Source organism: Bifidobacterium sp. FKU, assembly GCF_026016385.1.
GTDB classification, from domain to species: Bacteria; Actinomycetota; Actinomycetes; order Actinomycetales; family Bifidobacteriaceae; genus Bifidobacterium; species Bifidobacterium infantis.
Genome location: NZ_CP092888.1, coordinates 803,629 through 823,831, shown reverse-complemented (window position 1 = coordinate 823,831; position 20,203 = coordinate 803,629). Strand labels below are relative to the sequence as shown.

Sequence of the window (20,203 nt, the reverse complement as noted above, 5' to 3'; positions counted from 1 at the left end):
GGGCTTCAGAACACGAAATAGATGTGAAAAGCCTTATACGATGCGGGTTTTCGCAGGAACATGCGCTAGTATCATTGATGAAAACGTGGACGAAGCAAAAGTGCTCGCCCCCTGACCCAAGAAGGATGCTTTATGGCATACAACAAGTCTGATCTCGTCTCGAAGATCGCCCAGAAGTCCAACCTGACCAAGGCTCAGGCCGAGGCTGCTGTTAACGCCTTCCAGGATGTGTTCGTCGAGGCTATGAAGTCCGGCGAAGGCCTGAAGCTCACCGGCCTGTTCTCCGCTGAGCGCGTCAAGCGCGCCGCTCGCACTGGCCGCAACCCGCGTACTGGCGAGCAGATTGACATTCCGGCTTCCTACGGCGTTCGCATCTCCGCCGGCTCCCTGCTGAAGAAGGCCGTCACCGAGTGACCTTCTGCTCGTAGCGATTACTTCGAGCATTACTGACGACAAAGACCCCGACCGAGATGGTCGGGGTCTTTTTGTTGCAGTGCTTAGATGGGGGCTATAGGAACCTCTGTGGTGCTTCAGCAACGTCTTATCTTCGTTCCGAGCCGGCAGTGGTACGTGCTGCGCGCGATGCCGACCTCGGCCAGCAGGCTCTCGGCATTGACGTGCGGCTCCCCACCGGCCTTTTTGACCGGGATCGTCTTTTCCCGGCTTGTCAGGTTGTCCGGGTCTGCGCCCGGCTCTTTTCCCACCAGCTCCGCCGACCCCTTCATGATCGCCAGCCTGATCTCCATCGCCCGGCATTCGGCGCGCAACCGCTCCAGGTCGGCGTCCTACGCGGCGATCTCGCCGCGTAGGACGTCCGGATCCGTCTGCGGCGCGCCGGCCTTGCGTTCTGGTTCGTCCTTCGCCACCGCGGTCCCTTTCCGCTCGCCTAGCAGTTGCCGTCTCCGGTTTCTCACGACCGAGGAATCCACTCCCAGACCGGCGGCCGCCTGCCGCGACGTCATCTCGCCGGACGCGACCCTGAGCACGGCCTCGCGTTTGGGCCCGTCGGGGACCGGGCCTCGCCTGACACGGTGTTCGCCGGGCGCGAGCTCGTCGATCCACGCGGCCGGAAGCGCCTTGCTCGGATACCCCAACCGGCGCATCGTGCGGTTCGCCCGACGCCCGTGCGTCAGATAATGGTCCACTTACAGCGGCACCACCGCTACCGTGACGTTCCCTGCAGGCACATTCCAACCGAACGAATCCGTCACCGTGCACTACGATGGTGCCATCGTCGCCGACGTCCAGCAGATCGCTGCAGTATCCAAGACGTTCACTGCCAAGGCAGATGGTTCCTTGACTTTGCTGTACACGTTCAAGGCCAGCCAGGCCGGCAAGACCATCGCGGTCACGGCTGTTGGCGCTGTATCCGGTACCAAGACCGCCACCATTCAGGTTCCGGCAACCGGAACCGGTGACCAGTCCGGTACCACGACTACCACCACCGCCGACACCGGTGCGGCCATCGCACCGTACGGTGTGGCCATTGCGTTGCTTGCCGCCGCGGGCATCGCCCTGTTCGCCGTCCGCAAGAGCACCACTCGTCGCTGACGTGACTGACATAATGGACGGTAGACGCTGAAGCATAGTTCGCGAATACCACTGAACCGGGAGTCGATGATTCCCGGTTTTTCCATGTTATTGCTACGGTACATAACGCACGCATATTCACGAGGAATGCTCACTGAAATATACGAGGGAATGCTCACAACACTTGAGAAGGGACGCTGTTATGCAGATCATGTATGTATGCACCGGCAATCAATGCCGTTCCGTGATGGCCGAACACTACACCCGAGCCAAGCTTGCCGACCGAGGAATTGGCTTGCAGAGCGGCAAATAGAGCCGGCAAAAAGACCGGTCAGCCATCGCGATGCTGAAATTGCATACTTCTATATTCAATACGGCTGATATCGCGGGTTCCCGTTTCCCTTTTCCTTGGCATTGGCTGAATCAGCGCTATTCGAGGAGCGCAATACGCAGGTCAAATGTTCTTCAATTATGCAATCATGCATGCATAGATTTGTATAATACGAAATTAGCCGGCTACAATTAGCGACGTAAAAAAAGACACGTGACCAATACAATAAGGAGAGCAATCATGGCTTCACTGCTTCAGGGATTCGAAGAGGTTCAGCTGGTCAAGCCGGTGGGCAAGACCGTTCTGACCGTCACCGATTCCGCCATTCGTTTCAACAAAGCCACCGCTGAAGCGCTCGGATTCCCGGCGTACGTCAAGGTGCTGATCAACGACAAGACCAGGCAGATCGCCGTGACCCCGACCACCGCCAAGGCCGGCAACGCCATCAAGTTCAGCAAGCCCGAAGGCAAGCAGGCCGCTTCGGTAAGCATCAAGGAAGCCACGCTCATTGAAGCAGTGAAGGCATACCTCACTCTGCCCGAGGCACCGGAAGGCGAAATCGCCTACCAGTCCGTCAACGGTACCGCCTACCCCGAAAGCAAGACCGTGATCTTCGACGTGGCCAACGCCACCGCCGGCACCATGAAGCGCCGCGGCCGCAAAAAGGCCGCCTGATCTCAGGTGATTATCCTTGATTGCCGTCATCGGCAGATCAGGAATTCGGCTTGTATTTCTGAATGACTTTCACGAATACGGCGTTTTATGGAAACCGGTGATGCCGACCTGAAATGGGTCGGCATCACCGGTTTCCATATATCCCGACGGTTATTCTCCGTGGTCATTATTGCGGATTGCCTACGCCGCTGTTGGGTGCGGCACCAGCATTGTCTCCTGTTCCCGTGCCGGAATTATCCGGCGTGATCTGGTTGTTCGAGCCACCGGAATTATCCTGCGGGTACGCGGCATGCAGTCGATGAGCGGCATGATGCGCTGGCTCATGTGGATGAGCTGGCGGAGGAATCGGCCGGCGTTGCATGCCTGGCATAGCCATGCGAGGCGGGTTTGCATGCGGCGGATGAGGCGTTGCCATCGGTCGCTCCACACGGCTCCCGCATCGCACCATGCGTCCTGCAACAATGATTCGGCTTCGTCCAGCAGGTCGATGGCGCGCATGTTGACGGGTGCGGGCGCCTCGCCGCCCTGCGGTTTCCCTCCGCTGCCCGGTTCGCCGAGCTTGTACTCGTGGCGTGTGACGCGTTGCAGGAGATGCATGTTATGGCTCAGCTGGTGGAGAACTTTCGCGTAGGTGCGGCGGCAGTCCTGGCAGAGCGTCCACGGTGCCTCGACCTGCTGGCTGCCGCAGTATTGGCATGGTTCGATGACGATGGACATTGTTTGAGACCCTCCACGTTCGGCTATGATCGTGCTTGGTGAGCGTGCCCTCCGCCTGGTGGTGGAGGGTTTCGTTTTTTACACCAGAATTCAGAGTAATGGTTCGATGAATTCGGGTGTGGAATCGTCCTTGTGGGGTGCGGGCGTTTCCGGATGGGCGATGATGTACAGCACCTCATCCAATGGCACGTTGAGCAGCTTCGCCGTGTACTCGGGCGACGAGGCCTTGCCCCTGTGCCATTTGAGTATCAGCTCACGCTGGTTGTTCGTAATGCTCATGGTTGCTCTTTCCTGCCAGCCGATCTTGTTCTTGCCTTTGCTTCTGTTTATCCAGCCCCATACGCCTTGCAACGGGTAGCCGTTTATCCGTGCATGTTCCGCCGCGTACCGTGCGCATTCGCGTATCGACGGGCACGTGGAGCAGGCCTTGAGCGCCAATCGTTCCTCCTGCCGCGTGGCGGGGAAGAACAAGTCAGGGTCCATGTCCCGGCAAGCGGCCTTGTCACGCCAGCCGCCCATTACCCTTTGCACTTCGCATTCCAACGTCGAATCGCGGCGGCGAGCATCATGCCTTTCGGCCACTCCCACGCCACTGCGGGCTTCGACTTCAACGCGAGAGTACGCGGCTTGCACCTGCGTCCCCCGCGCCGAAAAACCAAAGCAGCTAGATAATGCTGCTCCTCCCACTTCGCCTTGACCTTGCCCCGCATTTGGGACACCGGCTAATCCTGTATTTCAATCCACGCACCCCAGTGAGGCGCGACTTGGCCCACCCTCGAAACCACACACCCACACATGATTTCAATCCACGCACCCCAGTGGGGTGCGACCCGGCCTATGGCTGACCGTACGGTTCGCCCCACGCATTTCAATCCACGCACCCCGTGAGGGGTGCGACCCGGCACATCCGTCAAAGTCACGGATGTTAAGACATTTCAATCCACGCACCCCGTGAGGGGCTTATAAATCGGTTTGTTTTAAGCAAAACCCCAAGAGTGTTGCCTCACTCTTGGGGTATTTTCATCAGACGGGGAACCCCGCCAAATATGTTCGGATAAACAAAATCCCGGCAGCCAAAGGCAACCGGGATTCATCAACGCGGCCTACGCGCCCAACGGCACGGCCTCCTCACGCGCGGTATCAGGTGCGACGTCTATATCACCGTCACCCCACAACACCGTACCGAGACCAGCCCGCGCAGTAGCGAACACCGCAGGATCATTCAACCCAGCGAACGCCGGATAGCCAAAATACTTAGCCATATCCAAGACGCCGCTATAACCATCGCTGAACCTGACCGCCACACGGTGGCCGTCCAACGGAACAGCGTCAGTCACCAAAACAACACCGTCACACATGAATAAACCTCCTTACCTAAGCGGCTCGATGTGTCCGGGTTGCACATGGGCCTCCACACACTTCCAATTGGACTCGAGATCCTCACGGTGTATTTCAGCCCACGCCAATACCAAACGTTCCTGTTTCCTAGGCAAACCGCCCTTAATCAAATCGCCATCAAACGAGTACTTAGCCCAATGGCCATTATATTCCGCGTGAAAATGCTTCACGGGACCATGGTCATTGGCGTACATGTAAATGACGATACCGAAAAACCTGCTTATTCCCGGCAACTATGCCACCTCCTTACTCTTACGCCGATCATATCGGCTGAACATTAACATTTCGTGGACTACCACACCCGTAAAGAGCGCAATAGCCCTAGCGGATTACTTAATCCGCAGAAGTTTCAGAATCAGAATCAAGTAACTTACGCGGATTACGCACACGCAAAGCATCACACAGCTTTATCGCAGTGGCTAAGGTTAAGTTAGCCTCAGAGCGCCTACCACACTCGATAGCCGCGATATTGCCGCCTGACATGCCAACCTTTTCGGCTAACTCACGTTGCGTCATTCCGCGTTTCATTCTCAATTCCTTTAATCCCTGGCCCTACTCCTAACTTGGATTAGCGGCCATTGTAGACCACTCAGACGGTGCGAGACAATTCCATGCCGGCAATCGCACCACGTTAGCGACTCGACGACGGTTCGGCCTTGCATGGTGTGAGGGTGCGACGCGAGCTGAGAATGGTCTGCAGGTCGGTGCCCAAGATTTCAATCCACGCACCCCGTGAGGGGTGCGACCGCTGACCAAATATTTCGTCCCTGGCTTGTTCGATTTCAATCCACGCACCCCGGTGAGGGGTGCGACTTCCAAAGGTGCCCAGCGCGGTCGCGCGTTTCTGATTTCAATCCACGCACCCCGTGAGGGGTGCGACCTTTTCTACGTAATTGTTCGCGGTCGATTTATAATTTCAATCCACGCACCCCGTGAGGGGTGCGACCGCGGGAATGGACTTCGCATCCCAAGATACGGACACTCCGACCACTCCTTAGCATCGATTGTACTGTACAATCCATTCATATCTCCCCAGATACGCAAATCTGCCGAATCGAAATACCAGCAAATCATCCACTCTTGAGTTATCAAACAGCAAAAAGAACATACACCGTCTTCAGAAGTCCTCAACCGTGGTGCGAACAGCCCAGTACTTCATGAGAGCTTGAGGCTCGCACCGACCAACATCCACACGCACGCACCAATCCGGCATCAAAGCATCATCACGCCATCAACAGGCATGTGTCGCTGCCTTCCTCGATATTCGATCTTCGAGGAATACTTCGCCCCGAGGTTGTAGTACCGAAGACTGTCTTGCGACTCATCCATAACCGCCGCCAAATCATGCTTCAGAATCAGGTAATCGGACGGCGATACAGAGCACTCGAAGACGCTGTTCTGCACGCGTTGACCGTATCTCATGCAAATCTTGGCCACGTTCCGCAGCCTTCGCCTGCCTTCGGGCGTTTCCGTGCTGACATCGTAAGCCACAACAACCATCATCGTTCCATCGTATCCCGTCTCCTTAATCATGCCGAAAGGAATCAGCTGCAGTGTTTCACATCGGCAAGCCTCTCCCCCGACTCCAGGGAAAGCTATCTATTTCCACATGAACCAAGGTCCAAAGCCAGAAACCGAAAGCCGGCAAGCCGACTCCATGGAAAGCTATCTATTTCCACATGAACGGCGGATAAGCATCCAAATCACCGCGGATCACACGGCTGAGCAGCAATGCCTGTACATGGGGCACCAGTCCCCACGGCATCTTCTCGTTGAAAAACGGATGGGTAATTGTCTCCTGTTTTCGCTTCTGCCACGCGACAAGCACTGTTTTGCGCCCACTCTCGGAAAGGAACACGCCGCCGTTCTCACGCACTTCGAACTGGGAGGGCTTGACCGCTCCCGTGTTGATGAGCGTCAGTACGAAACGGTCGGCCAAAGCCGGCCGAAATTCTTCAACCAGATCCAGCGCCAGGGAAGCGCGCCCCGGCCGATCGGTATGCAGAAACCCCACATAAGGGTCAAGCCCTACTCCTTGCAGAGCCGCGATGCAATCACTGGTCAATATCGAATACACGAACGACATCAACGCATTTGCACGATCCAACGGAGGCCTGCGGCTGCGCTGCTCAAAGAAGAACGCGTCCTTGTTGCGTAGAATCAGGTCATCGAAAACGAAGAAATAGTCTTTGGCGGCCAATCCTTCCACTCCGCGCAGCCCGTCTATGGACGTGCAATCGCGTACACTCAGCAACGACTGCCGAAGTTTCTCGCTTTGCTCAGCGATTCGCTCACTGTTGATGCGTAGCGCGTGATCCCGTTTGGTTCGCTCAAGAACCCAACGAGAGTTGTAGATCTTCCCAATGATGAACGACCGCGCGAACAATAAGGCAGCACCGTCATCGTCCGCGAAACGGAACTGTTCACGACGAAGTAGCACGTTGCGGTCGTTCTCGCCGAGTATCGAACAGTAGTATCGTCCATGAGGGGAAAAGAACGACAGTCCTACTCCGAATTCCGAGCATCTGCCCATGAGTGCGGGCGACGCGCCCTTGTAAGAAAAGCTCACGACGCTTTCCAAGGAGCGCAACGGGATCCGTCCGAGCGTGGCATCTCCTTGCTGGACTATGACATTGTCGTTCTTCAGCGACAGATAGGCGTCCTCGCTGGTGACATACAAGGTGTTGAGCAGTTGCCTCATGTGCGATTCTCCTGTCCGGCCGCTTCTGCGCGCATGACCTCATCAATGAATTGTTTCGCCGAGCGGCTTCTCGCAAGTTTCGGCAGGCAGATATCGCGTAGCGAGCATGCTCGGCAGCTTTTCGAAGGTTTGACGTTCGGAGTGTGCCCGCGAGCGAACAGGTCGTGCATCTCACCCGACATAGCAACGATCTGATCGCGTAACGATTCATCAAGACGCACGCGCTCCCTATGCTTGGTCTGCTGGTAGAACAACGCGCCTTCCGGAATCGAGCAGGCCAGCATCTCTTCCAGGCACACAGCCTCCGCGCAAAGTTGAAGGCGATCCGCATCCGTCTGTTTGGGTGCGCCATGCTTGTATTCCACGGGGTAGGGCGACCAGGTACCAGCTCGCCCATGCAACGGCACGCCGGCGTCCGATTGCCGGAACTCGACTACGTCACACGCACCAGTGATGCCCAGCCGTCGTGAAAACACGCGCAGATCGCGCATAATCAGCAGATCGCCCCGCGCTTCCGACGCACCATAGTCGTGAGCCCTGTCATGTTCCAGGGAGCCGGCCGTCGTGAGATAGTTGTCCTGCCACTGCTGCTCGATATGAATCAACGCCCACTGCCGCCTGCAAAACACGAAATGTTGGAGGCCGGAAAGAGCCAGCCAATCGTCCTCTGGATAATCTGTTGGCTCTTTCACAGTTGCTCCTTTATGCCGACAATACTGACGGGATTGATTCAGCGACCTTCGAGTACTTCATAGTGGAGACCGGGAATATGCGTGGCATCCACGGTGATGACACCTTCTTCATCAACCTTGGCAGTACGGTGGACCTTCGCTGACGAATATTGGCCCGCTTTGCTGTTGTGCGTATGTGTTTCTGCAAATTGGCGTCCATAGTATGGGCACTATTTTTCAGCAGTATAGGCGGCTGGTTTCCAGCAGAAACCGCGTCGTCGGGTCCGCCGCCTTTTTCTTGGTTATCTGGTCATGAGGGCGTGCTCGCTGCGGTAGGAGCCTCCCTCGAATCTGATGAGCCTGCCGTGGTGCACGGTGCGGTCGATCAGCGCGGCGGCCATGTTCTTGTCGCCGAGCACGCGTCCCCAGCCGGAGAACTCGATGTTCGTGGTGTAGATGACGCTCCGGGTCTCGTAGGAATCCGATATGACCCGGAACAGGAGCCTGGATCCCTCCTCGTCGATCGGCATGTAGCCGAACTCGTCGATGACCGGGAGCCTGGCCTTGGCGATCTGCCGGAGCTCCGTGTCGAGCCGGTCCTCCCGCTTCGCGCGGCGCAGCCGCATGAGCAGCCCGGTCGCGGTGAAGAACCCGGCCGGTATCGCGCGCATGCACGCGAGCCTGCCCAACGCGACCGCGAGATGGGTCTTGCCGGTGCCGACGGGCCCGTAGGGCACGAGGTCCTCGCAACGGTCTATGAAGTCGAGCGCCTCGAGCCGCGCGCGTCCCCAGTCGGCGGGCATGCGCAGGTCGGACCAGTCGTATCCCTCGATGTCCTTCGCGTTCGGGAATCCCGCGGCCTTGAGGAGCCGGACCCGTTTCGACCGCTCCCTGGAGGCGATCTCCGCGTCGAGCCGGCTTTCCATCAGATCCAGCTGGACGGGCGTCGCCCGCTCGATGCCTCGGCGAGCACGTCCCGGGTCAACGGCAGCCGTCTGGCCGTCTCCATGATCCTCTCGCATCTGGCGATGGTGTCGGCCCTGCGTCTGCGTGCCGTGTTCCGTCCGGTCGCGTCGTTCATCGTTCCGTCTCCTTTCCGCCGTTTCCGGTGATGAACCGGTCGTATCCGGCCAGGTCGGGCCCGTCGTCGGTGATGGCGCCGGCATCGGTATCGCGTGCACGCAGGGCGAGGGTGACGAGCGTGGATTCGTCCAATGCCGAACCCGGCCCGTCGGCCATCGCCCGGCTCGCGGCCGCGACCGCGTTGCCGAAACCGGCAGCCGCGCATGCCGCGCCTATCGATCTGAGGCTCTGCGCGAGGCGTTTGGAATCGACCTCGTCGAGCCATGCGCGCACGGCCTCGGGGAAATCGGGGCGTATCGACGATTCCCTCCAGGATCCGGGTTTGGCCGCGAGCACGGGCATGGCCAGCTCCGGATCCTGCAGCGTGGACTGGCCCCGTCCGTATACCCGGGGGTACCGCGCGACGATCTCCCCGGCACCGGGATCGGTGATCCGCACGCCGTCCCAGCGGATGGCGGCCAGGAGCGTCCTTCCGTGCAGCGCGGCGCCTGCGAGGTACCGGTTCGAGTCGATGTCTATCCGCCCGTACTGGTCGGCCCTGCGGCTCTCCCATCTGATCGGGTCGAACGTGGTGGAAGGCAGCGGCATCAGCGCCGCGCGATCCTCCCCGAACACGTCCCCGATGGCGGTGCCCCTGCGGTAATGCCTCGACGAGGCGGCCAGCGCATCGCATCTGTCGAGCATGATCCGTCCGAGCTGCGCGTGGGTCTCGGCCTCCAGCGGCGGGACCATGAGGTTGCGGCGGAGGAACCCGACCGCGTTCTCCACCGCGCCTTTCCCCCAACCGGAATAGGGGTTGCAGAACCTCGCGTCGATGCGGTGGCGCGCGAGGAACGCGTCGAACACCGCGGCGGGCGTCACCTCGCCCCTCGCGTTCCTGCGTCCCGCGCCGGTGGCGTTGTCCATGACGATCACGGGAGGGACGCCGCCGATGTGCCCGAACACCTCGACCGGCCCGTGGCACAGGCATTCCGCGTTCTCCCCGGGCAGGCTCGCCGCGTACCGCATGTTCGAACGGGGGAACGCGACGACCAGGCAGTGGTCGTCCACGAGCCCGCCGGCGATGCGGGCCTTCGCCACACCGAAATCGATCCGCGCGACGCCGGGCGCCCGGACGAGCTCGCCGTACCCGTCGGAACCGCTCCGGTTCGCCTCGCGCCAGCGTCTCACGTACCCCGGCGTCGTCGTGTACTCGCCGTCGTAGCCGGTCTCCGCGCGGAGCCTGTCGTGCACGCGTCTGGCGGTATGGCGCTGCTTGCGCGGCAGCATGCGGTCGGCCTCGAGCCATTCGTCGACCAACGCCGCGTACGGGTCGATCTTGGAGCCCCGGCGCCTGTCCATGGGCGGTTTCGGGGTCATGTCGTCCATATCGGCGTATTTCGCGACCGTGGCGCGGTCCACGTCCGGTCTCCTCGCGATCTCCGACCTGGAACTCCCTGACGGTCCAGTCTCCTGATATCTTGCTGTTTGGGCATCGGTATCGCCATCGTCCTTTCCTTCCCGAGCGCCGCCGGCTGCAACCGGTGGATTCGTTTTCTGGTTACGTCTCGGGAATATACAGGCACGGCGGACCGGTGCCTGTTCTCGTCTGGGCGGTCATATGGTGCAGTTCCTGCTGGAAACCGGCAGCCCATACTACGGAAAAATAGTGCAGAAATTGCTTAAGAAAAATTGAAGCAAAACACGGCACAGCCGCGGAGACGCTGCCGGAGGGAACGCATCCCCTGGTGCGTTCCGACCGCGGCCACCACTGCCGGTGGCCCGGATGGCCGGCGCTCATGGAACGGTACGGCCCAGCGCGGTCGACGGGCGCCAGAGGCTGTTCCCCGGACAACGCCGCCGCGGGGGCTTCTTCGGACGGATGAAGACGGAATCCGTCTATCCCGGGCATTGGGAGGAGCGTGCCCGCGACGAGGTGCTTGCCCTGATCGACGAGTACATCCGTTGGCACGACCACGGGCGCATCAAACGGTCGCCCGGTTGGATGAGCCCGGTACAATACAGACAAAGCCAAGGAACGGCTGCGTGATCATCTCCAAGAAAACGTCCGCAGCCCCCCTACCAGACGGCGCAGCCGCCTCACTGTAAGGGTGGAACAAAAATCAGGCCTATCACACTACGGCATGCGATAACTTCTTCTTGAGAGTTGTTTTTCGACAAATCAAAGAAGAAGCGGATGTACGGAATCATGAGACCACGATGTTGGCTGTGGTCATATGCCATTCGTGGAGGGAGTCAGTCCACTCTCCTTGAATCGACTAGGCAAAGGATTAGCTGCAATACCGCGGTAAATCACGTTAACACTGCTGGTGAACGTTGCGACGTAGTCAACAAGATCAGGGTGAAGAGCCCACTGGTTTCGTACACCTTCGTTAATGGCGAGCAGTGCGAGCGAAGCATGCCGGGCATCAGTGTCACTGCGGATCTCTCCAGCACGGATGCCCTGCGCGATGACTTTCTCCATGGCGTTAAGCATGATACCGAGGTTTGTTTCAAGATGATTCTGAGCTGGCGTGTCTGCGGTCATTGCGGCGCTGGTGAGCATAGCTCGGAATCGCAGCAGGTCAGGATGCCTTGAAGCGGTGCGAACACTGTCGATGATTCGGTCAATCATTTCCCGCACGGTATCCGCCTCGAAGATGTCTGTGCGGTAGTCTGCTTCGCGCAATCGCACGACGGCGAGGAACAGGTCCGCTTTACTAGGGAAATGGTGTAGTACTCCGGCGTCGCTAATACCGACTTGTTTTGCTATATCGGCGATACGGACGTAGTTGTAGCCATGCGCTGCGAACAGGCTAGTTGCCGCGTTGAGGATAGCTTGCCTCATGCGTTCCCCTTTGATGTTGCGGCGGTGGATTGTGCGGGATGCGTTTATCAAGGGTGTGTCGGGACGAGATGATGCAGGATTCTGGTCGGAGCTCATGTGAGCCATTGTAGACTTCTGTGGTTCGTTCGAAACCCATTCTCATCCCGATGCACCCACTTCCTTTGAATCAGTCGATCGGCTCGAGGAACATGGAGCGTAACTGTTCCAAATGCTCCTTTGTCATACCGTTGTCGAGACAATACTGCGCCACGGTGCAATGCTTTGATCGTATCCTTCCAAGCATTTCACGCATAAGCGAGGCCGGAGATGCGAGTATGCCGGCTAGTGCCCCGACGCCGCCATCGGACGTCGTGTCATTCGGAATATCAAGCATTCCGGAGGATATGGCCTTGCGGAACGCTTCTCCAAGATTACCAGCCGACTGTGCATAAGATGACACAATGGATTCGTCATCCACGCCGAGGATTGCTTCCAAGACCGCCGCGACTATGCCGGTTCTGTCCTTTCCCGCGGTGCAGTGGATGAGCATCGGTCCGTTTCCTTCGGCTAGAAGCGTGAGGATGTACGCTATGGACGAGCCGGAATTATCCACGATGTTCCGATAAGTTGCTTTCAGGATTTCATGTCCCATTCGTGAGGTCTGCTCACCGTTTGCGCCGCTGAGTCTTGCCGCCGCCACGGAAAAGATGAAGTCGCTGGTGGATCCATCCGATGGATTGGAACCTGCAAGCAGGGGTATCCGGAGCACTTCGATTCCATCGACCTCGTAGGGCCAGCGAGTCACTTCCCATGAATCTCGCAGGTCCACGATGGTGCGCACGCCGAGTCGCTGCAGGTCGTTCCTGCCTTCCGGGGTCATGAAATTCAGCCCCGCCGAGCGCAGGAACAGGCCATTGCGCAGACGGTGATGCCCATCGACCGTCATCAAACCGCCAATTCCGCGCGCATTCGGCACCCCGTGAATCACGATACCTGCCGCGTCCCCATCAGATGGAGCGGCGACATTGTTCCCGGCTTCTTCCGAGGACGGTACGCACGCACCGTTGCTTTCTACGACCTTGGAGAACCAGAAGAAGGAGTCCTTACGTTCGCGTTCCAAGCTGTCGGCGTTGACATGGACCAAGCCGAATCGTTCGCGGAAACCATTCATCCATTGGATGTTGTCGATGGAAGACCAGATGTAGTATCCGCCGACATCGATGCCTCCGGCGATGATATCCCGCAAATCCTGGATGCTGCGGGTCAGGTAGGCGATGCGTGTGAGATCGTGGACGCCATCATAGAATCCGCCTCCGTCATGGCCCGTGGCGTGTGCCGCTCCGGTTCGATGTTCCATTCCACGCCCATTCTCGGTGACGATGATTCTCGGATGATCCGGGTATTCGCGGTGCACCCATTCGAGCGTGCGCTTGAGTCCTCCCGGAGTGTCCTGTCTGAACCCATGGTCATCCCACCAACGGTGTCCCGGAGCAGGGACAACGGCGCTGTCTTCTCCGGCGGCGATGCCGCCGAACTGGCGCAGTCCCGCAGCATGCTCACCAACTCCGGCTGCATCATAGAATTTAGATGCCCTCTCCGTGCTAGCGACGTTGAGTGAGGAATACCAATTCACTCCCAAGACATCCAAGGGCTCCGAGATGATCTCCATGTCGTTGTCTCGGCACGCACCGTCCTCCTCGACCTGACGACGTACCGTTGGCACGTGCCCTCGGCCCAATAGCGGGTCGAGCATCATGCGGTCGATACCATACGAGGCACGGTCGGCGGCGGCGATATCATCGGGATTAGATGTGGCCGGCTGCATGCCAATGACGGCAAGGATGACACCGATAGACCCTTTGACGTTTTCCTCACGTAATGCACGCACCGACATGCCATGTGCGAGCAGGATATTGTGCACCGCATCGAAACCTCGTTCGCCTTCCTGACGCATGGGAGGGAACATGCCGGCTACATATCCCGCCAAGGCCGGATGAGATGGTTCGTTCATGGTGTACCACTGGTCGACGCGGTCGCCGAGTCGCTGCGCCATGATGTGGGTGAAATCCGTGAACCAATCGACGGATTCACGTCCCATCCAGCCGCCGTAGCGATCCTCCAGCCATTGCGGAGTGTCCCAGTGATAGAGGCATGCTGCAGGCCTGATACCACGTTCGAGAAGACCGTCAACGAGCCTGTCGTAGTAGTCAAGTCCGGCGGGATTGGTGGTCTTCTGGTCATCGATGATGATGCGGGGCCAAGAGACGGAGAATCTGTGGACGGGTGCGCCGATTTCCCCTAGCAAGTCGAGATCCTCACTGAGTCGATGGTATTCGTCCGATGCTACGGACAGGTCACTGCCTTCCGGCACGGGCAGTTGTCCTGAATGGATGGCTATGTCCCATATCGATGGGGCTTTGCCATCCGCGTCCCATGCGCCTTCGATCTGATATGCAGCGTTGCTGGTTCCCCAAAGGAATCCTTCGGGGAACCGTAAGTTGTCGTTGTTGGTGTCGTTCATGATTGTTCCATTTCTTCGCTGCAGCTTATGCGTAATTGTTGGGATTATGTCGGCTGTGCATCCAAGACGGCACGGAGGCTATCAGCCGTTGGGTGTACGGGTGCCGGGGATGGTGGATGACGTCCTCGGTGTCTCCATGCTCGACAATCGTGCCCTCGTCGAGCACGGCTACTGTGTCGGAAATCATTCGCACCACTGACAGGTCATGGGAGATGAACAGCATGCTCATACCTTCTTTGTCACGTAGGTCCGCGAACAGGTTGAGTACCATAGCCTGCACTGATACGTCAAGCGATGAGACGGGTTCATCACATATGAGCAGGTCGGGGGCACCTGCGATGACTCTTGCGATGGCCACACGCTGGGCCTGCCCGCCGGATATCTCTCCGGGCCGAGCATCAGCGTAGGTATCCGCGTCGATGCCGACCTGTTCCAGAAGCGTATGGGCGCGGCGCCTGCGCTCGTCACACGGCATGTCCGAGTTGATTTCGTAGGGTTCCGCAACGATGTCCACCAATGCGCGCGCCGGATTGAGCGAGGAGATTGGGTCCTGGAATATCATCTGCACGGCTGGTCGTCTCGCCCAGCGGGGGCCCAGATCCTCGCCATGGCGGCTTACGCTGATCTGACGGTTCTGGGCAATGTCGCGTCCCGCCACGAACACCCTGCCGGAGTCTGGTTTCTGCATCCCGGTGATGACCCGTGCGATTGTGGACTTTCCCGCACCGGATTCCCCGACCAATGCGGCGCATGTGCCGCGGGGCACTTCGAGCGTAACGTCATGCACCACCGTGTGATGCCCGTACGAACAGGTCAGTCGCTCCACGCGCAGTTCGGTGCTGTCATTTAGTCCGGGGGATTGGGATGAGGGGATGTCAGTCATGACTCTCTCCTCCACTGCTCTTCGATTCTCCGCCGTCGGCGGTTTTCATTTCCATATCCACGGTTGGAAGCCTTCTGAGCTGTGGACCGTCGAGCTTGGGCTTGCATGCTAGCAAGGCGCGCGTGTATGGATTCCGAGGATGTTCGATGATCTGTTCGACCGGACCGGTCTCGACAATCACACCATGTCTCATCACCGCGATTGTATCGCAGCGTTCCGCCGCAACGTCGATGTCGTGGGTAACCAGCAGGAACGCGGAGTTCGACTTGGCGCGAATATCATCGAGCACGTCGAGCACCTGCCGCTGGACAGTCGTGTCTAGCGCCGTCGTCGGCTCATCACCGATAAGCAGTGGCGGACGGGCAATTGCCGCGGCGCCTATGCCAATGCGCTGCCGCTGACCTCCGGACAATTGGGACGGGAAACGGGACCAGACATCTTTCGGATTGTTGAAGCCGGTGGCCTTCAGCATCCGCAGTCCCCGTTCACGACGGTCGGCCCTGGAGAGACGGTCCGCGGCGTTGGTCAGACTCTCGGTAAGCTGTGCTCCAATGCGATAGGACGGATTAAGCGAACGCAGCGGATCCTGAAAGATGAGCCCCACCTTGTCGCTGACGAAACGTCTGCGTTCCCTGGGCTTTAATGCGCGGAAATCGACGCCGTCGATGAACATTTCACCTTCCACCGTGCAGTGTGTGCCATAGGGTTGGATGTCGGCAATGGTGCGCATCAGGGCACTTTTGCCGGCTCCGGATTCGCCGACAAGCCCGCACACCTCGCCCCTGCGAATGGTCAGGTCAACGCCGCGAACTGCTTGCACATCCCCATGTGTGGTATGGAACGTCACGCTCAGTCCTCTTGTTTCAACTACGGGGATGTCTCCGGTCCCGGGGTTTTCCGACTGTGGAGAATCGATGCGGAATGTCATTGTCCCTCCTTCACGTCGAAACATTCCTTAAGAGTGTTGATGGAGAACACCGTCAGACACAGCACCATCATTGGGAGAATCGTGACCCATGGTGCCATGCCCAGTTGGGTGCGACCCTCCGCGATTAACCCGCCCCACGAGGGGATGGGCGGGCGTAGGCCGAGCCCGAGGAAGCTCAAGGATCCCTCGGTGACGATCGCCCGGGCAAGGGCGGTGAACGCGTAGACACTGATCTGGGGAAGCACTCCGGGCAGGATTTCCCGAATGAGCAATCGAGGCAATCCGGCTCCTTGCAGACGGGCGGCGAGAACATAGTTTTCCGCCGCGATCTGCAAGGTCGAGGCGTGTGCCATGCGCGTGAACATCGGTATGGAAAATATGCCGATTGAACAGGCAATGCCGCCAATACCAGGACCGCGCAACGAAACGATGGTCGAGATGATGAGCAGCGGCGGAACCGCAAAAGCCACATCGCATACGAATCCCACGATGGTGTCGGCCATGCCACCCACATACCCGGCGAGCATGCCCAAGACAAGTCCGCAGATAGCTCCGATGAGAATTGCGACAAGACCGACTGTAGCACTGATAATCGCACCTCGCATCGTTCTCGTGAACACATCGCGGCCAAGGCCATCAGTGCCGAACGGATGGGTCAGACTTGGCATCTGGCTAATTGCTGAGTAGTCGTTTGAATATGGGTCAAGCCGCAAAACCAGCGTCAGCGCCACGCCTGTAATCAGGGCAACTAACCATATGACTGCGACAAGACGTATGCCGGTCAGACGTGAGCATGCCCGTCTCCAGATGTTATTCACGTCCGTACGATCCTTTCGGGTTCAGCAGGTAGGAAACAAGGTCGACGACGATGCTCATCGCGAGCACACACAACGTCGCGAACACAACTATGCCCTGGAGCATCGGGATGTCCCTGCCTTGTAACGCGGTGACGGAGAGACGGCCGATCCCGGGGATGCCGAAAATGTTCTCCACTATCAGCGAGCCGCCCATGCTTACGCCGATGTTCATGCCGATGAGCGCGACTGCGGCAGGGCTTGCGGGTCGAAGGGCCCGAGCCCACAACGCCTTGTAGAGGCTTGCGCCCCTCGCACGAGCGGCGTCCATGTAGGGTTGCGACAATGTGGAGATGATCGAGGAACGAAGGGTGCGGGCATAGACGGCCGCGTCACACAATCCGATGGTGAGCGCCGGCATGATCATCGTTTTGAGGTTTTCTGCCGGATCTTGTCCGAACGGAACATAACCGATCGCAGGCAGGATCCTGAAAGTCACTGCGAACAGGTAGATGAGCAACAGGCCGATGACGAACGACGGCATCGACAGCATGAGGAACGAGAGTCCGGACAGGACGCGGTCGGCTACGCCGTTGACATGGCACACCCCTATCATGGCGATCGCCAACGCCAGTGCCACGGCGACCGATTGGCCGAGCATCACCACCTCCAATGTGACGGGCAAACGGGAAGTGATTTCGGCGAGCACCGGACGGTTGCTTAAAAACGAAACACCCCAATCACCTTGGAAGATGCCGCCAATCCAATCGGCCAGACGCTGCCATTCGTTTTTATCCAATCCGAGCGTCCGTGCGAGCTCTGCGCGCTGCTCGGCAGTCGCATCCTGACTCAGCAGCAGCGACGTCGCGTCCCCAGGCAGGAGCATCGTCAGATGATTGACCGCCACGATGACCACAAACAGCACGCAGACCGATCGCGCTAGTCGGATGGACATGCTTTTCAACATTGTTTCTTCCCTACTCTGGAAAACCATGAGTGGGGCACTCCGATGGACACCCCACCTGATTGATAATCGCTCAGTTCTGCGCCAAGGCGAGCTGGCCCACCTGAACCTGGATGAGCGTATTCTTGGAGATGTCGGGGAATCCAACGACTTTCTTGTTCATGATGAAACCGGAGTTCATGGCCGTGGTCCACAGGACCGGCAGATCCTTTGCGAGCTCCTTGGAGACGGTGCTGAAGTCATCTGCGCGGCTCTTCAGATCGCTCTTCGTCATTGCGTCGGAGATGGCCTTGTCAACTGCGCCGTTCTTGTAGCCGGTGAAGTTGTACGGGCCCTTCGAGAGGAAGAGGTAGGAGGCGCCAGACGGATCGGAGAGGATCGATGTCATGAAATCGGCCATCTGATAGTCCCCTTTCATAATGGTCGCCGTGTAGTTCGCCGACTCGACTGGGTTGACGGTCACATCCACCCCGGCCTTGCCCAACATGTCCTTGAGAGCGGTTGCGCGTTGCACGGTGTCTGCGCGGTTCTCGCAGGACAATGTCAGCTTAATGCCCTTGCCATCGAGAACCTTCTTTGCGGCTTCGAGATCATATTCGGGGTATCCTGAATCCTTGGGCGCCACGCTGGTGAGCAGCGCATAGGGATTATCCACAATCTTGCCTTCGCCGAGGTTGACGGCCTTATTCAATGCGTTGCGGTCAATCGCCCGCGCGAGCGCCTTACGGACCTTGACATCCTGCAGCGCAGGATCCTTGGTGTTGAGCATGATCATGCTCATGGAGGCCGGCGCGGTAACCGTAGCGAGATTCTGGTTGGATGCGGCGTCTTGGAACTGTGAGGCCACCTCGGTCCACATCAGGTCGAGGTCGCCCGATTTCAAACTCTGATAGCGGGAGTCGGCGTCGGGAACCATCTTGTAAACAACCTTATCGAGCTTCGGCTTGTCTCCCCAATAGTTGTCGTTGCGCGCGAGCGTAACCTCACTGCCCGCGGTGAATCCGGTGACCTTGTAGGGGCCGGCACCGATTGGGAATCCGAAATCATCCCTTGCTGTGGTGGATTCAATCATGCCGAGCTGGCGGACGAGCTGCGACGGGAAATCGGCATTCGGGGTCTTCAAAGTGAATACCACGGTCAGATCGTCTGGAGTCTCCATATTGGAAATTAACGCCGCCTGGGCCATGGCCGACGATTTGGTCTCCGGGTCGGCGAGACGCTTGACATGATCCACGACCTGCTGGGCCTTCAGACTGGATCCGTCGGAGAACTTCAACCCGTCACGCAGCTTCAGTGTCCATTGCGAGGCGTCATCGTTCGAGATGAGGGATTGCGCCATGTCAGGTTCTACATTGCCAGCTGCCCCCGGCTTCATCAATGGTTCGTAGACAGCGGTGGACAGGATCAGAAGCGGCTGCTGCGTTGTGATGGAGCTTGCTATATCAAGGGTCTGGACTTCGCGGTCGAGGCCGATGGTGAGGGTCCCGCCTTCCGCGGCTTTGCCGGATTGGATGGAGGAAGAATTGTCTATGGAAGAAGCTCCAGCGGAGATGCCGCCGCAGCCAGAGATGAGAGAGAGAATGCAACCGACAGCCGCAATGGCAGCCACAGTAAGTGATGTCTTCTTGTTCACACGATTAGTATGAGCGCCGCAACTTAATACTTAGCTATCACTAAGTTTAACAAAAACCAACAATGCGTGAACTGTGTGCACGTCGCACGCCAATCATCTTTGACAGGCCCGGGATCCAATCAGTTCTTGCTCGCTGTACTCCGGCAAGTGAAATTGAGCGCGCGTTGAGATGGTGACGTTCTATTGGACTCATCATTACTTTCGTCACCGTCAATCATGTCACAAAGACCGAGCTCATGCCGTCGCCCGATGACGCCCGTGCCGTATCTAATTTTGCTTCGCCCGTCCTTGCCAAACGGCGGTTCTAGTGGTGGCTGTAACGTCTGAGGGTTTGAGCGGCCTTTCGTGGCCGTGTTGTTGATGGATTGACGATAGTGTGTTGGACAGTGTTTTAGAAGATTAACCCTTGCCTCGTGAACTCGCCAGGACTTAACTACCCGAACATGGAATGAAGCCGTTGGTTATTGAACCAATACACGCAGTCGTTCAACTCAGCGCGTAGCCGGTCGACTCTGGTATAGCGGGTACGGCAGACGAGCCCCTTCTCCAGCGGCCGGTTCATGGACTC

At 58.4% G+C, this 20,203-nt stretch carries 22 protein-coding genes and 3 pseudogenes; 5 read left to right on the top strand and 20 right to left on the bottom strand.

Annotated features, from left to right (window positions below):
- The first annotated feature begins 132 nt into the window (after window positions 1–132).
- A complete protein-coding gene (locus tag MMB48_RS03710; protein WP_007053170.1) occupies window positions 133–414 on the top strand; it encodes an HU family DNA-binding protein in 282 nt (93 codons plus the stop codon).
- A 116-nt stretch (window positions 415–530) separates the two neighbouring features.
- Here the strand turns inward: MMB48_RS03710 and MMB48_RS03705 are convergent, their stop codons facing one another.
- Together MMB48_RS03705 and MMB48_RS03700 are read right to left on the bottom strand one after the other, a co-directional pair.
- A complete protein-coding gene (locus tag MMB48_RS03705) occupies window positions 531–746 on the bottom strand; it encodes a hypothetical protein (protein WP_230581288.1) in 216 nt (71 codons plus the stop codon).
- A gap of 39 nt (window positions 747–785) precedes the next feature.
- On the bottom strand, window positions 786–1,145 hold the full coding sequence (locus tag MMB48_RS03700) for a hypothetical protein (RefSeq protein WP_230581289.1): 360 nt from the start codon (window positions 1,143–1,145) through the stop codon (window positions 786–788).
- A gap of 22 nt (window positions 1,146–1,167) precedes the next feature.
- Here MMB48_RS03700 and MMB48_RS03695 point away from each other — a divergent pair, with 22 nt between their 5' ends.
- The 3 genes from MMB48_RS03695 to MMB48_RS03685 all read left to right on the top strand — a co-directional run bounded on the left by MMB48_RS03695 (window position 1,168) and on the right by MMB48_RS03685 (window position 2,536).
- Window positions 1,168–1,551, top strand: a complete 384-nt coding sequence (locus MMB48_RS03695) for a hypothetical protein (protein WP_032745395.1) — start codon at window positions 1,168–1,170, stop codon at window positions 1,549–1,551.
- Window positions 1,552–1,732: 181 nt separating this feature from the next.
- Entirely contained in the window at window positions 1,733–1,843 is a 111-nt protein-coding gene (locus MMB48_RS03690) for a hypothetical protein (RefSeq protein WP_230581290.1), read from the top strand.
- Window positions 1,844–2,101: 258 nt separating this feature from the next.
- Entirely contained in the window at window positions 2,102–2,536 is a 435-nt protein-coding gene (locus MMB48_RS03685) for a hypothetical protein (protein WP_172664366.1), read from the top strand.
- Between the two features lie 180 nt (window positions 2,537–2,716).
- On the opposite strand, the gene MMB48_RS03680 is transcribed toward MMB48_RS03685, so the two are convergent.
- The 10 genes and pseudogenes from MMB48_RS03680 to istA all read right to left on the bottom strand — a co-directional run bounded on the left by MMB48_RS03680 (window position 2,717) and on the right by istA (window position 10,593).
- On the bottom strand, window positions 2,717–3,253 hold the full coding sequence (locus tag MMB48_RS03680) for a hypothetical protein (protein WP_050496230.1): 537 nt from the start codon (window positions 3,251–3,253) through the stop codon (window positions 2,717–2,719).
- Between the two features lie 90 nt (window positions 3,254–3,343).
- On the bottom strand, window positions 3,344–3,835 hold the full coding sequence (locus MMB48_RS03675) for a WhiB family transcriptional regulator (RefSeq protein WP_230581204.1): 492 nt from the start codon (window positions 3,833–3,835) through the stop codon (window positions 3,344–3,346).
- 521 nt (window positions 3,836–4,356) lie between these two features.
- Window positions 4,357–4,590, bottom strand: a complete 234-nt coding sequence (locus MMB48_RS03670) for a DUF2442 domain-containing protein (RefSeq protein WP_235685104.1) — start codon at window positions 4,588–4,590, stop codon at window positions 4,357–4,359.
- 33 nt (window positions 4,591–4,623) lie between these two features.
- Window positions 4,624–4,884, bottom strand: coding sequence for a DUF4160 domain-containing protein (locus tag MMB48_RS03665; RefSeq protein ID WP_003822212.1), 261 nt, complete (start codon window positions 4,882–4,884; stop codon window positions 4,624–4,626).
- Between the two features lie 100 nt (window positions 4,885–4,984).
- A pseudogene (locus MMB48_RS03660) lies at window positions 4,985–5,191 on the bottom strand (helix-turn-helix domain-containing protein); the annotation flags it as partial.
- Between the two features lie 672 nt (window positions 5,192–5,863).
- The gene (cas2, locus tag MMB48_RS03655; RefSeq protein WP_032743922.1) at window positions 5,864–6,154 is read right to left on the bottom strand and encodes a CRISPR-associated endonuclease Cas2; all 291 of its coding nucleotides are present in this window, start codon (window positions 6,152–6,154) and stop codon (window positions 5,864–5,866) included.
- A 166-nt stretch (window positions 6,155–6,320) separates the two neighbouring features.
- On the bottom strand, window positions 6,321–7,352 hold the full coding sequence (gene cas1c, locus MMB48_RS03650; protein ID WP_032743923.1) for a type I-C CRISPR-associated endonuclease Cas1c: 1,032 nt from the start codon (window positions 7,350–7,352) through the stop codon (window positions 6,321–6,323).
- The gene (gene cas4, locus MMB48_RS03645) at window positions 7,349–8,044 is read right to left on the bottom strand and encodes a CRISPR-associated protein Cas4 (protein WP_032743925.1); all 696 of its coding nucleotides are present in this window, start codon (window positions 8,042–8,044) and stop codon (window positions 7,349–7,351) included. The genes cas1c and cas4 overlap by 4 nt, the downstream gene beginning before the upstream one ends.
- Before the next feature lie 281 nt (window positions 8,045–8,325).
- A pseudogene (istB, locus tag MMB48_RS03640) lies at window positions 8,326–9,104 on the bottom strand (IS21-like element helper ATPase IstB).
- Window positions 9,101–10,593, bottom strand: a pseudogene (gene istA / locus MMB48_RS03635) (IS21 family transposase). The pseudogenes istB and istA overlap by 4 nt, the downstream one beginning before the upstream one ends.
- A gap of 374 nt (window positions 10,594–10,967) precedes the next feature.
- On the opposite strand from istA, the gene MMB48_RS03630 reads away from it, so the two are divergent.
- On the top strand, window positions 10,968–11,135 hold the full coding sequence (locus tag MMB48_RS03630) for an IS3 family transposase (protein WP_230581205.1): 168 nt from the start codon (window positions 10,968–10,970) through the stop codon (window positions 11,133–11,135).
- A gap of 183 nt (window positions 11,136–11,318) precedes the next feature.
- Here MMB48_RS03630 and MMB48_RS03625 read toward each other — a convergent pair whose 3' ends face one another.
- The 8 genes from MMB48_RS03625 to MMB48_RS11670 form a co-directional block, all read right to left on the bottom strand.
- Entirely contained in the window at window positions 11,319–11,933 is a 615-nt protein-coding gene (locus MMB48_RS03625; RefSeq protein WP_050496231.1) for a TetR/AcrR family transcriptional regulator, read from the bottom strand.
- A gap of 166 nt (window positions 11,934–12,099) precedes the next feature.
- Window positions 12,100–14,433 carry a family 1 glycosylhydrolase gene (locus tag MMB48_RS03620; RefSeq protein ID WP_136527115.1) on the bottom strand — a complete coding sequence of 778 codons (2,334 nt, stop codon included), beginning with the start codon at window positions 14,431–14,433 and terminating at the stop codon, window positions 12,100–12,102.
- 25 nt (window positions 14,434–14,458) lie between these two features.
- Window positions 14,459–15,316, bottom strand: a complete 858-nt coding sequence (locus tag MMB48_RS03615; RefSeq protein ID WP_050496280.1) for an ABC transporter ATP-binding protein — start codon at window positions 15,314–15,316, stop codon at window positions 14,459–14,461.
- Window positions 15,309–16,244: an ABC transporter ATP-binding protein gene (locus tag MMB48_RS03610; RefSeq protein ID WP_050496281.1), complete on the bottom strand. Its 936-nt coding sequence runs from the start codon at window positions 16,242–16,244 to the stop codon at window positions 15,309–15,311. The genes MMB48_RS03615 and MMB48_RS03610 overlap by 8 nt, the downstream gene beginning before the upstream one ends.
- Window positions 16,241–17,062, bottom strand: a complete 822-nt coding sequence (locus tag MMB48_RS03605; RefSeq protein WP_050496282.1) for an ABC transporter permease — start codon at window positions 17,060–17,062, stop codon at window positions 16,241–16,243. Before MMB48_RS03605 ends, MMB48_RS03610 begins: the two co-directional genes overlap by 4 nt.
- Window positions 17,055–18,005: an ABC transporter permease gene (locus MMB48_RS03600; protein WP_050496283.1), complete on the bottom strand. Its 951-nt coding sequence runs from the start codon at window positions 18,003–18,005 to the stop codon at window positions 17,055–17,057. The genes MMB48_RS03605 and MMB48_RS03600 overlap by 8 nt, the downstream gene beginning before the upstream one ends.
- A gap of 70 nt (window positions 18,006–18,075) precedes the next feature.
- The gene (locus MMB48_RS03595; protein WP_032744683.1) at window positions 18,076–19,611 is read right to left on the bottom strand and encodes an ABC transporter substrate-binding protein; all 1,536 of its coding nucleotides are present in this window, start codon (window positions 19,609–19,611) and stop codon (window positions 18,076–18,078) included.
- A gap of 457 nt (window positions 19,612–20,068) precedes the next feature.
- Window positions 20,069–20,197, bottom strand: coding sequence for an IS3 family transposase (locus tag MMB48_RS11670; protein ID WP_136527117.1), 129 nt, complete (start codon window positions 20,195–20,197; stop codon window positions 20,069–20,071).
- Window positions 20,198–20,203 lie beyond the last annotated feature (6 nt).